11 protein-coding genes and 1 tRNA gene are annotated in these 12,660 nt (G+C 43.1%); 7 read left to right on the top strand and 5 right to left on the bottom strand.

What is annotated here, in order from left to right; all coding sequences use genetic code 11:
* Nucleotides 1–26: 26 nt before the first annotated feature.
* The gene (locus tag R7Z10_RS03745) at nt 27–683 is read right to left on the bottom strand and encodes an NAD(P)H-dependent oxidoreductase (protein WP_064354707.1); all 657 of its coding nucleotides are present in this window, start codon (nt 681–683) and stop codon (nt 27–29) included.
* 243 nt (nt 684–926) lie between these two features.
* Here R7Z10_RS03745 and R7Z10_RS03740 point away from each other — a divergent pair, with 243 nt between their 5' ends.
* Nucleotides 927–1,361 (top strand): globin, encoded by a 435-nt coding sequence (locus tag R7Z10_RS03740; RefSeq protein ID WP_017633662.1) that lies wholly within the window; start codon nt 927–929, stop codon nt 1,359–1,361.
* Between the two features lie 41 nt (nt 1,362–1,402).
* On the opposite strand, the gene R7Z10_RS03735 is transcribed toward R7Z10_RS03740, so the two are convergent.
* Nucleotides 1,403–2,185: a slipin family protein gene (locus R7Z10_RS03735; RefSeq protein ID WP_005373196.1), complete on the bottom strand. Its 783-nt coding sequence runs from the start codon at nt 2,183–2,185 to the stop codon at nt 1,403–1,405.
* 10 nt (nt 2,186–2,195) lie between these two features.
* Entirely contained in the window at nt 2,196–3,572 is a 1,377-nt protein-coding gene (locus R7Z10_RS03730; RefSeq protein ID WP_053307604.1) for a nodulation protein NfeD, read from the bottom strand.
* 576 nt (nt 3,573–4,148) lie between these two features.
* Between R7Z10_RS03730 and R7Z10_RS03725 the strand changes: the two genes are divergently transcribed.
* From R7Z10_RS03725 to R7Z10_RS03715, 3 genes are all read left to right on the top strand, one after another.
* A complete protein-coding gene (locus R7Z10_RS03725) occupies nt 4,149–5,039 on the top strand; it encodes a cytochrome-c peroxidase (RefSeq protein ID WP_225466146.1) in 891 nt (296 codons plus the stop codon).
* On the top strand, nt 5,032–7,389 hold the full coding sequence (locus tag R7Z10_RS03720) for an ATP-binding protein (protein WP_250654669.1): 2,358 nt from the start codon (nt 5,032–5,034) through the stop codon (nt 7,387–7,389). The genes R7Z10_RS03725 and R7Z10_RS03720 overlap by 8 nt, the downstream gene beginning before the upstream one ends.
* A 99-nt stretch (nt 7,390–7,488) precedes the next feature.
* Nucleotides 7,489–7,956, top strand: coding sequence for an OsmC family protein (locus tag R7Z10_RS03715; protein WP_005373176.1), 468 nt, complete (start codon nt 7,489–7,491; stop codon nt 7,954–7,956).
* 76 nt (nt 7,957–8,032) lie between these two features.
* Here the strand turns inward: R7Z10_RS03715 and gdhA are convergent, their stop codons facing one another.
* Nucleotides 8,033–9,385: an NADP-specific glutamate dehydrogenase gene (gene gdhA / locus R7Z10_RS03710; RefSeq protein ID WP_318104006.1), complete on the bottom strand. Its 1,353-nt coding sequence runs from the start codon at nt 9,383–9,385 to the stop codon at nt 8,033–8,035.
* A gap of 305 nt (nt 9,386–9,690) precedes the next feature.
* On the opposite strand from gdhA, the gene R7Z10_RS03705 reads away from it, so the two are divergent.
* Both R7Z10_RS03705 and R7Z10_RS03700 read left to right on the top strand, forming a co-directional pair.
* The gene (locus R7Z10_RS03705; protein ID WP_064354710.1) at nt 9,691–10,701 is read left to right on the top strand and encodes a DUF2804 domain-containing protein; all 1,011 of its coding nucleotides are present in this window, start codon (nt 9,691–9,693) and stop codon (nt 10,699–10,701) included.
* Between the two features lie 7 nt (nt 10,702–10,708).
* Nucleotides 10,709–11,566, top strand: a complete 858-nt coding sequence (locus R7Z10_RS03700) for a sterol desaturase family protein (protein ID WP_005373167.1) — start codon at nt 10,709–10,711, stop codon at nt 11,564–11,566.
* Nucleotides 11,567–11,582: 16 nt separating this feature from the next.
* Here the strand turns inward: R7Z10_RS03700 and R7Z10_RS03695 are convergent.
* Nucleotides 11,583–11,657, bottom strand: a tRNA-Gly gene (locus R7Z10_RS03695).
* A gap of 371 nt (nt 11,658–12,028) precedes the next feature.
* Between R7Z10_RS03695 and R7Z10_RS03690 the strand changes: the two genes are divergently transcribed.
* Nucleotides 12,029–12,547, top strand: coding sequence for a DUF4136 domain-containing protein (locus R7Z10_RS03690; protein WP_005382627.1), 519 nt, complete (start codon nt 12,029–12,031; stop codon nt 12,545–12,547).
* Nucleotides 12,548–12,660: the final 113 nt, after the last annotated feature.

Below are 12,660 nucleotides of genomic sequence, written 5' to 3'. Positions count from 1 at the left end.
AGTCGCTAAGCTAAGACAATGGTCGACTATAGAGTCGTAATTACATCATCCATTGCAAGGCGCGCTTTTGGAAGACCATGATTATAATCTTCCCCATCCTTATGGTAGCCAATCGCCAGTGCAACTTCACAAATATGGCCCTCGAGCTCTTCTTTAAACTCTTCTCCAATCAGAGCCGGATCGACACCTTCCATCGGTGTTGAATCAATGCCTAGTCGTGCCAATGTGTGTAGTAGGTTGCCTAGTGCCAAATAGACTTGTGCTTTTGTCCAGTTTCCGTTGAAGCCATTTTCGTCCGTATTTGCATCGGCAAAAGCGTAAGCACCCATAAAGTTGTTGTACATCTCCGCTGGCAAGTGGCCAGATGTTACTTCTGCATCCACACGCTTCGCAAATTTCTCTTTAGTAAATTTAGGATCGTAAGCAAACAGAATCGTATGTGATGCGGCTTTCGCGTGTGGTTGGTTAAACTGATGCATATTTGCAAACGTATTGTGGAAACGTTGCTTCGCTTCATCACTTTCAATAACGATGAATTTCCATGGTTGTGAGTTGATAGAAGACGCTGACAAGCGCAGTGCTTCTTTGATTATCGCCATGTCTTCTTGAGAAACGCGCTTGGTTTCATCATATTTTTTTGCAGTGTAACGGCTATTTAGATCGGTAATGATTTGATGGGACACGTTTATATCCTCTTTATGTGATGACAGATGAGGATGCACTAGCATCGACAACCATGCGTACCTCGAATATGGGGTCATGATAATGGATATTTTTTCATTGATAAGAGGGTGTTTATTTAAATCACTTTTTACTTTTTGTTGAAAATCGATGTGGGTTGATCGGTTTGAAACTTAAAAGTCCTTATTTGGAAGCTTTTATTTGATATTAAATTAAACTCATATTAAGGCGTAGGGGAAAGCAACATGAACGTGATTGAAGTTTTTAATGATAGCTATGAACGTTGTACTTCAGATCAGGAGTTTTTCGACTTGTTCTACAAAAATTTATGGTCGAAAAGTGCCAACTTTAGACAGAAGTTTGACGGTATAGACATGCACCAACAAGTGAGAATGCTTAGAGGGTCTATCGTATTTTTTATGATGGCAGATACCTCGACCGAAGCGCACAAAATGGTGGAAAAGTATGGGAAAAAGCATGCAAGTGCAGATATTGGTATAGAGCCGCAGGATTTTGATGTTTGGCTTGAGAGTTTGTTAGAAACGGTTCGGCAGTGTGATTCTGGGTACGATGCCGATGTTGAAACCGCTTGGCGAACATGCTTTAAAACGGGCTTAGAAGTAATGAAACAAGAATGTGATAAAGAAGATGGGCACATCCTTAAAGCGAGTACCAAATAAGGAAGTAACGTGAGTGGTCGTTACTTCCTAGGGGCAGAATCTTACTTATCTTGTGTCTCTTTATTCTTTTTCACCGCTTCGGCGATATCACTGACAGCTTCGACAAGATTGATCGGCATTGGAAAAATAATAGTGGATGTTTTGTCTGTAGTGATTTCAGTGAGTGTCTGCATGTAACGTAATTGCAATGCATTCGGTGCTTCGTTGAGCATTTGCGCTGCTTCTTTTAATTTATTTGAAGCCTCTAACTCACCAGTAGCGTGAATGATCTTCGCCCTACGGTTACGTTCTGCTTCTGCCTGACGGGCTAGGGCTCTGACCATGCTGTCATTTAAATCAACATGTTTGACTTCAACCGTAGCAATCTTGATTCCCCAGTCATCAGTCTGTTGATCGAGAATGGATTGTAAATCCTTATTGAGGCGTTCTCGCTCTGATAGCAATTCATCGAGTTCATGCTGACCCAATACCGAGCGCAGCGTGGTTTGTGCTAACTGGCTGGTAGCATCGCTGTAGCTTTCAATATTGTTAATCGCCATTTGAGGATCAACTACACGAAAATAAACGACCGCGTTGACGCGCACAGAAACGTTATCTTTGGTAATTAAATCTTGTGTCGGCACATCCAAAACGACAGTACGTAAATCAACCCTCACCATTTGCTGAATAAATGGGATAAGGATGATCAAACCAGGTCCTTTGACTTCTTGAAATCGACCAAGAAAGAACACAACCCCACGTTCGTATTCTCTCAAAACCTTGAACATTTGGGTCGCTAGTGCGAACAGCAGCACCACGATCACCGCAACGGTATAGAGCATCATAAAGCGCCTCCTATTTATTTTGGCGGTCATCAGGCATCACAGTTAAGGTCAGCCCTTTAACATTAACAATGGTGACGTGATCACCTTGTTTGAATTGTTGATGGTCTTTGGCTTTAGCTCGCCATAACGCACCGTTGAGTTGAACGCGTCCTTCGCCATCGATAAAGTCATCGCTTACCACGGCGACCTTCCCAGGGTAAGTCTCTAAACCCGTCGTTACACGCCGGCGACGAATTTTGAGCAGCAGGCCGACGGTCAGCACGATTAGAGCCACGGAAAATATGGCAATACCAAAAATCAAAGGAAGGGCGATCTGGAATCCTGGTAACTCACTGTCCATGAGAAATATCGAACCGAGTACAAAGGCGACAACGCCGCCTAAGCCCAAAATACCAAAGCTCGGGCTGAATGCTTCCGCTATCATTAGTGCAATACCGAGTAACAGCAGACCAAGACCTGCGTAGTTGACGGGCATCATTTGTAGTGCGTACATGGCAAGAAGCAGACAAATCCCACCTAGCACACCGGGTAAGCCAATTCCTGGGTTGTAAAATTCAAGAAGTAAACCGTAGATGCCGATGAGCATTAGAATGTAGGCAACGTTTGGATTGGTTATAACGGCTAGCATTTCTGCTCGCCAGTCGGGTGTTCTTTCAATCCATACGGGATTTTCCAGTGACAATGTCACATCACGATTGTTAACTTTAACAGTTTGTCCATCAATGGCTTTGACTAAATCCTCTGGTGAGTTGGCTATATAATCAATAACGTTTAATTCCAATGCCTCTGTGGCGTCCAAACTCGCTGCTTCGCTCACTGCTTTCTCTGCCCACTCTGCATTTCGGCCATGAAGCTTTGCTAAGCCTTTAATATAGGCTCTAGCATCATTAATCACCTTTTTCTCCATTGCGGTTTTCGCGGGAACTTTCTCTGAACCTTCGTTGGTTCCTTCTGGCGTTTCTTCCGCGTTTTGATCTTTGCCATCATCCGATGAAGGAGGTTGAGGCGTACCACCTAACGCGACGGGCGTTGCAGCTCCGAGGTTTGTCGCTTCAGCCATGGCGGCTACGTGACTAGCGAGCAAGATGTATGTTCCTGCACTGGCAGCTCTAGAACCAGATGGGCCGACCCAAGTTGCAATGGGAGTCGAGGAGGTGGTAATCGCGTGAATAATATCTCGCATTGCGCTATCTAAGCCGCCTGGTGTGTCCATCTCTAAGATCACTAAACTGACACCGTTTAGTTGAGCTTCTTCTATTTCACGAGATAAATAGTCGCTAGTAGCAGGCCCTATAGCGCCTTTGACAGGAACAATCCAAACGGTATTCGCCAGTGCTTGACTGGCAATCAAGAGTAAAGGTAAGAACCATATCCATAGTCGTTTCATGCAGTCCTCCTTGTGTGGTCACAGGGACTTTTTGAAATCCTAATTCAAGTATATCCAAATAACTTAGAGATGCTTGAGTATAGGTTCTAATGAATAAGTTGCCGAGGCTAATTAGGAGACTACATTTTTATATATAAACGCTGTGTGAGATAGTAAACTAAAGCAAATTATTGGTAATTGTGATGTTTATGTTTATTGTTCAGCGTTTGATTAAGTTGGCCGTTATCTGTGCCGTATTCTTTACTATTTTCGATCTGATCTCGTATGGAGAGGTGACTTGGTTTCAACGGTTTTTGGCTTTTCTACACTAAACTCAGATTTCAATACGTTAGCTACTCATAAGGCGATAGGTTTCTTCCTATTCGCCTTATTACTCCCTCTTCAACCAAAGCCTTAAACAAAGCAATACTTAACTCGTTTTTTCAACTTCCTGTCGGTGGAAAAAACGCCAAAATGCAACTAAATTCATATCAATGATAAGTTTAAGGTATGTAGTTGATGAGGCAATTCAGCGCAATCGCACTAGCTGTTGTAACACTCATTTTGAGCCAAACAACAACCGCAAGAAACGCGAAGATGTTAGGTGATATCTCCCTAGTTCAGCCCATACAGGGTGATCCTAATGTGGATATTAAGCTAGCGAGAATTGGCTGGCATCTCTTCCGCGATCCTCAATTATCGTCAAATGGTAATGTCAGCTGCGCGACATGCCACAATCTGCAAACCAATGGCGCTGAAAATACACCTGTCTCTACGGGGGTGAAAGGTGATGGAATTAGAAATTCTATAACAGTGTTTAATGCAGCGTTAAATTATCGTTTTTTATGGGATGGTACGGAAAACACCTTGATGGCTCAGATTGATGGTCCAATCCATAATCCAATGGAAATGGATTCAAACTGGCAAACAATAGAGCAATATGTAAAAGAGAGTGAACATTATCAAGCTCTATTTAATCGTGACGGTGAATTGCCGATTAACGTTCATAATATCAAGTCCGCTATTGTGGAGTTTGTTGAAGGGCTGCAGACGCCTGGCGCACCATTCGATGCTTACTTATTGGGTTACACGCATGTACTGAGTGAACAGCAAATCAGAGGTTGGAAAACATTTCAGACTTCAGGTTGTGTGCAGTGTCATCAGGGCAAAAATATCGGCGGAGCGATGATCCAAAGGTTCGCCTATTTCAAGGATAAGCCAGTAGTAGAGGACTCGGGCAGGCAACTCGTTACGATAGAAGATGAAGAGCGATTCTATTTTAGAGTAGCCAGTTTACGCAATGTCGCGCTAACGAGTCCTTATTTTCATAATGGGCAAGTCGATAAGTTATCCGACGCGATACAAATCATGGCTAAAACCCAGCTCGGTATAACGATGAACGATGAGAATGTCGCGGACATTGAAGCATTCTTGCAGTCGTTGACAGCACCTAGACCCATAATTTTAGAGGTGTTGGAAAATGAATAAATTCAAACTGATCAACTTTTGCTTTTTTATTGGGATACTGACGTGCTGCACACTGGCGTATATGTCGTATATGAATTCAAAAAACGCTCAAGAATTTCATGCTGGGCTAATGAATATCGGACATGAGTTGATTGAAGAGCGTGATGTTATCGTGAACCGATATGCCGTTGAAGATAGGAAAAACTATGAGTTAACAACATCTTTAGTAGAGATAGAAATCGCAGTACAGGCACTGTTGGAATCATCAAAGGCATCAGTTTGGTTTCCCGTGACACCCAATCGTATAAAAGTTAGGGATACGCTTGAACAGTTTAAGGAGCGAGTGCTTCAAACAACGTTGAAGCTTGATATGTTAATTGGTGTTCAGGTAGAAAATCGGTATGCATTACTCATGTTGTTCAATTTATATCAGCAAGATGTTTCTACCGAGAGCGGTCAATCTTTGGGTGGCAGTCGTTATTTTGAATTTCTCAACCAGTTGCTTCTAACACAAACTGAAGTTGAGAGTGAAAAGGAAGCGAACTTCCTTAAACGGCTTCAAACGAGTGATAAAAGAATTGAATTGCTGACGAATGAACTGCTTGATCACACTTATATTGAGTTTGTCGAAAGCTCAGAGCATCGGTTACTCAATATTGCTCAAAGTGAGGCGCGTTTTACGTGGTTGTTTGTATTTATCGCGGTGATGTTTCTAGTTAGCGCGTTTGTTTATCAGTCACATCACCGAATGCATAGCTTAAAACAGTTGAATCTTGAAATTGAAGAGGCGAGAAACAAAGCCGAGCGAGCGGCAAAAGCGAAATCAAATTTTCTTGCTGCAATGAGTCACGAACTAAGAACGCCGATGAATGGTGTACTAGGGCTTTCTCAAATGATTGCAGAAGAGACCAAAGAGCCGACGACGAAAGAGCACATTAGGGTTATTCTTGATTCTGGCCAGCATCTGATGACGATCCTCAACGATATTTTGGATTTTTCTAAAGTTGAAGAAAACAAACTGGAATTTGAGCAAGCTAAGTTTAAGCTCGATCAAGTGCTTTCTCCGGTGTGTAGCGCAATAAAACCACTTGTTGATGAAAAAAATATCGAGTTAATCTTGGAAAACGAGGTTTCTGAATATACTGAATTTACTGGAGATTGTGCGCGTTTACGACAGATCTTGTTTAATCTCGCCGGTAACGCGGTGAAGTTTACCAATGAAGGACATGTGCTGGTTAGAACTGAGTTAGATGAATCGAATCAGTTGTTGGTCATGCGCGTGAGCGACACCGGTATTGGTATTGCGCCAGACAAGCACGAGCATATTTTTAACTCGTTTGAGCAAGCAGACTCATCAACGACTCGAAGGTTCGGCGGAACAGGGCTTGGGTTAGCCATCGTCAAAAAACTAACCGATTTGATGGGTGGCCATATTACTCTGAAGAGTATAGAAGGCGTTGGAAGTCAATTTATCGTTGAGTTGCCGATTCCTTGGGTAGAATCTGCTCCGAAAAAGCAGCAAGAAGCACCGAAACCTCGCGCAAAATCACACCATTTAAAGATACTACTTGCTGATGATAACCGTGTGAATGCCATTGTGGCAAAAGGGTTTTGCGAAAAGCTTGGGCATGAAGTGGAAGTTGCAGAAAATGGATTAATCGCGGTTAAAAAGGCGAAAGAGAACGAGTACGACCTGATCTTGATGGACAACCATATGCCCGAGATGAATGGCGTTGAGGCGACACGCGTTATCCGACAAGAGTTAGGTATCAAGACATTACTCTTTGCGTACACGGCAGACGTATTTCGTGAAGCTCACGATAGCTTTATCGAAGCAGGAGCAGACCATGTGCTTACGAAACCGCTACAGCATGAGAGCTTTTCAGACGCTCTCAAACAGTTTGCCGCCAGACTCGAACCGAAACAGAATCCGCCACTAACGAGTGACAGCAATGTGCTTCAATTGCAACGTAAGCCAATCGAGAACTTAAGGTTAACAGAGGAAGAACTCTCCCGTTCAGGCATGTTTACTTCTTTACGAGATGAGCCAGAAGCGCTCGACGAGTTGCTAAAAAGCATTATTGTCGATTTTGAGACTTCTGTTGATGAACTTATTGAATACTTTATGGCTGAAGACTTTGCTTCATTAGAGCTGACGTTGCACAAAACGAAAGGGATGGCACTGAACCTAAGTTTACCTATTTTGGCGAGCCAAACGGAGGCCCTGGAAACTCAACTTAAAGCCAACCAAAGTCCCGAGATTGAGCAGTTGCAGATGCTGATCAATCGGTTACAGGTCAACATCCATCAGTCTCATAGACTTTTGGATGATATCCAGAAGAACAATGCCGATCCTCAACAGATTTTATAGTCCCTGTGAGTGCGATGCTTTCCTTAACTCATTTTGTTGTGGTTTACTGTGGCAAGGACGGATAGTGTTGATTCGTCGTCGGAAAATCAGGGAGTTAGAATGAGTAAGCATTCCGCTTTAATCAAATGGCATCGTAAAGCTGGCGAAGAGTTTAGTGATAATAAGTATAGTAGGGCACACATTTGGCAATTTGATGGAGGGTTGCAAGTCCCAGCATCTCCATCTCCCCACGTAGTACCATTACCACTATCCGTAGAAGAAAATGTTGATCCAGAAGAAGCGTTTGTCGCGGCACTTTCTAGTTGTCATATGCTCGTTTTCTTGTCTATTGCAGCAAAGCGGCGTTACGTTGTGGACAGTTACTTAGATGAAGCGGTAGGGGAGCTTGAAAAAGGCGAAAACGGAAAAGAGTGGGTATCAAAGGTAACGTTAAACCCTAAGATAACATTCTCAGGTGAAAAACAACCGACACCATCTCAATTAGAAAAACTGCACCACATGGCCCATGAGAATTGCTTTATCGCCAACTCCGTTAAAACAGAAGTGACAACGCTTATTGCGAATTAAGTGGAGCTCTTTATCAAAAAGCGCGGCCTATTGCGGAGTTATATTAAGCCAGCAGTCATCCTGCTGGCTCGTTCATCTAGACGACACCTTGCTCAATCATTGCATCAGCGACTTTTCTAAAGCCTGCAATGTTGGCGCCTAAAACTAAATTTCCAGGTTGGCCAAACTCTTTACTGGTTTCGTTTGCATTGATGAAAATATTTTTCATGATGGTTTGCAACTGACTATCCACTTGTTCAAACGTCCAGTTTTGCATGCTGGCGTTTTGCGCCATTTCAAGTTGACTGGTTGCAACGCCGCCTGCATTGGCTGCTTTGGCAGGCCCATAAGCTATGTCCGAGTCCACGATAATATTGGCAGCATCACGGGTGGTTGGCATGTTCGCCCCTTCACTAATCAAAATACATCCGTTTTCGATAAGAGCCAGTGCGTCGTCTGACGTTAATTCATTTTGAGTCGCACAAGGGAAGGCAGCATCAGCCTGATATCGCCAAACAGCATGTCCTTCATTAGGATAGTCGCCCTCTGGTGTGTATTCTGCTTCAGGGTAAGTTTCTAAATATTCTTCTAAGCTTGCTCTTTTCACTTCTTTCAGTTGTTTTAGGAGCTTAAGATCAATACCGTGCTCATGATAGATCGTACCTCGAGAGTCGCTGCATGTAACCGGCGTTGCTCCCATATGGTACAGTTTTTCAATGGCGTAGATAGCCACGTTGCCAGCACCAGAAACGAGGCAAGTTTTCCCTTTCAATGAATCGTTGCGGTCGTTGAGCATGCATTCTGCAAAATAGACGGCGCCATATCCTGTCGCTTCTTTTCTGGCGAGTGATCCACCCCAAAGAAGACTCTTGCCTGTAAGCACACCTTCGTAGCGCCCCGTCAATCGTTTGTATTGACCAAACATATAGCCAATTTCGCGCGCCCCGACGCCGATATCGCCTGCGGGAACATCGGTGGCAGGACCGATATGACGGTACAACTCGTTCATAAATGATTGGCAAAATCGCATGATCTCGCCGTCGGATTTTCCTTTAGGATCGAAGTTTGAACCGCCTTTGCCGCCACCGATAGGAAGGCCAGTCAGTGCGTTTTTAAAGATTTGCTCAAAGCCGAGAAATTTTATGATGCTCGCATTGACTGAGTGATGGAATCTCAATCCTCCTTTGTACGGCCCCAAAGCAGAGTTGAATTCAACTCGATAACCTTTGTTTACTTGTACATTTCCAGCATCATCAACCCAAGGAACTCGAAACATGATTTGACGTTCTGGCTCGACGATCCTCTGGATAATCGCTTGTTCCTTATATTTATTATTGCCTTCTATTACCGGCGCGAGAGAAGTTAATACTTCTTCTACCGCTTGGTAAAATTCTTTTTGCGCAGGGCTACTGTGTTGCAACGCAACAATAGTATCGTGTGTGTATGACATAGGTTTCTTCCTTGATGTGAATAAGCAATCAGTTTATATGAATGTATTTCCATTAAATAGTGATTTTGACCAAGATTCAATGGTTGTAGTGGTATTTCCTGCGGATGAGAATGTGCAGCTTCTAACCCGGGCAGTGTTGGTTGAGATAGGTAGGGCGAGCTAAGTAAGCGGGTGGTTGAGTGATCAGTTTCACATATAACAAGCAGAAATCACTTTAGTCGATGTTGTTGTGCAGTTACGCAAATTGTTTATGTTAACGTCGTGTTAAAGTTTGTGTGTGTGATGACTTGTGAAAAGACAACTATATGGATGAGCTTAAGGTTCTGAACTCGTTTATTCAGCAGAATGGTCTACCAGCGTTTGGCCACCTTGATGGAATTCCAACATCGTTACAGCTAGATAAATTTACCTACCTTGATGAGATGGATAAGCCAGTGTCTAAGTGGCGCCGTTACCGCGATTATAAGCAGTTTCAGTTCGTCAATTTGGTCACACCTGATTACGTCATTGGAGTAGCGATTGCTGATATACGGTATTTAGCATCCGGCTTTTTCTACCTGTTTGATATTAAAAAGAATAAGTTGATTGAGCAACAATGGTTGAAACCTTTTAATATAGGTTATCAAACTCAGCCTTCCAGTTGGTGCAGTCTTGCCCATCTTGCTAATAAAAGAGTTCAGTTTTCTATTAAGGATGGTATTTGGCACGTCCACTTTGTGACAGAGTCAGTCAATGCGGATCTCTATTTACGTCCAGAAAATATGAGTTTGCCATTAATGTTGTGTACGCCAACAGGTTATGCGGGTTGGACATATACTCAGAAGCACAATGCGTTAGCAGTAGACGGTAACTTGTTCATATTAGGAAAAGAGCAAGATCTTTCAGAGGTGGCTGCTGGTTACGATTTTTCCGCTGGGTACATGCGGCGAGAAACAAGTTGGCGCTGGGCGAGTATCAATTGCTTTGAGGATGACAGGCGTCTGGGGTTGAATTTGGCAGCTGGCGTTAATGAAACTGGCTATTGCGAAAATGTATTGTGGATTAATGGTCAGCGTCACTTTTTGCAACCTGTGCAGTTTCAGTTTTCACGAAGTGATGAAGGGCAAAAGTGGCATATTACGTCTGAAGATAAACGAGTTAACTTACAGTTCACGCCTTTGAATCGACGCTCAGAGAAGAAAAATTTTTGGCTTCTCAAAAGTAACTTTCGTCAGTACATCGGTTATTTCTCTGGCTATCTTATCGATGGAAATGGCATCAAACATCAGTTAGAAGAAGTTATGGGTCTTACTGAAGATCACTATGCAAAATGGTAGAAACATAATGGATTGGACGCAGTTGATGGACCGCCCAGAATTACTTCTGATGATTCTGGCTCCAGTTTTCTTTTTCTGCATGCTTGCCGAATATTGGTTCGGACAAAGAAGGGGACGCTTGCCTGAAAGCGCGACGTATTACTTCCCTGAAGTAGCGTGTAATTTTGTTCTTGCGGGCTTACACCAAGCGACAGACATACTCACGGGTTTACTGATTGCTCAGTTGTATTTGTGGTGGTTTGATTGGCGTTTGTTTGATATCGAAATGAGCGTCTCAGCTTTTCTTTTACTTGTTGTCCTGCAAGATTTTTTCTATTACTGGTTTCATCGGGCTAGCCATCGTATTCGTTGGATGTGGGCCGCGCACGTTGTTCATCACAGTTCGGAAAGAATGAACTTCAGTACCGCCTTTCGTCAAAGTTTAATGTATCCGCTAGCGGGGATGTGGATTTTTTGGTTGCCCTTGGTGATTATTGGTTTTGAGCCAAAATGGGTTGTCTTCGTTGTGTTGTTTAATCTGGGCTTACAGTTTTTTGTTCACACCCAATCAATTCGTTCGCTCGGGCCACTAGAGTGGGTATTTAACACGCCGTCTCATCATCGCGTTCATCATGGTGTGAACCGTCAGTACATCGACAAAAATTATGCGGGTGTATTAATTATTTGGGATCGAATGTTCGGAACGTTTGAACCAGAGGTGGAAACGGTTCGGTATGGGGTTTCTAAACCTGTAAACAGCTTTAATCCCATCCGCGTGACGTTTGCAGAATGGAAAGACATGTTTTATGACGTAACTCGACCAAACTTATCATGGAAACAACGCTGCCGCCGTTTGTTCGCTCCGCCATCGGATTTTTATGAGTAAATTGAGATAAAGAGATTGGAGCGGGCAGCGGGAATCGAACCCGCATCATCAGCTTGGAAGGCTGAGGTAATAGCCATTATACGATGCCCGCGCATCGATAGGACTCAGTTAATATGCCACACTGGACGAAAAAGAAAAGTCTTTTCTCATCAAATGTTTGTCAGTTGCCTAAAAAAGTAGCGGACTGATGTTAAAGTGTTCATTGTCTCTGGTTTTTTGTGGCACTCGCGATTCCGCTACTAAGCCTAGGGGCTTCCAATTAGGTCGTAAACACCGAATTCTTAGGTGTTTAGATGTTGATGATATTCAAGATTTTCTGTGTAAAGGTTAATCTCGTTTATTGAACAGTCACGTTTCATGGTCAAGACTAGATATTGAAATGATTACTTTTTACTGTTGATGCGTATGTATAACACAGGGTAATTCTGCTGAAACAGTCAGCTTAACCAAAGGAGATTTAACATGATGAGAGGTTTGATATTAGGGCTGGTGGTGATGCTGGTATCTGCTTGTACTACCGTTACAACTGATGTAGATAAACAAGCCGACTTTTCAGCTTACAGAACGTTTGACTTCGGTGCTCAGGCGGAAGCTCCTACCAGTATTGATGGTCGACGTATTGAGCAAGGGCTTGCTGAACAGCTTGAGGGTAAGGGTTTAATTAAGGTAAATAGTGGCGGTGACCTTTACGTACATCATGATATCGTAGAAGAATCCGAGCTTGTTTCTTCAGGATCGTCGGTGAGCTTTGGCTATGGCTGGAATAGCTTTGGTGTGATCACTTCAAGCCCAGAAAGATATAAAGAACGTAAGTATGGGAAGTTGGTGGTTGAACTGGTTGATGCAAAGGCTAATCAAGTCGTTTGGAAAGGCGTTTCAAGTCGTAAACTGTCTGAGTCAATGAGCTCTGAGAAAAGAGAATCTCTCATCCAAGAAGAAATCGCGAAGATGTTTGAAAGCTACCCTTACGGTGAAAAATAATTAGTATTCTTAACGATTAAGAATACTAATTGCCAATAGTTACGCACAGGGTTAAAAGAACTTATTATTTTGGTTTTGGTTACCTTTGTGCGTACGACCCTGATTGCTTTACT

The sequence above is a fragment of the Vibrio sp. Vb1018 genome (genome assembly GCF_033338775.1).
Lineage (GTDB): Bacteria > Pseudomonadota > Gammaproteobacteria > Enterobacterales > Vibrionaceae > Vibrio > Vibrio alginolyticus.
Note: the sequence above shows the minus strand (reverse complement) of the source record. Positions and strands in the feature narration are given on the sequence as shown.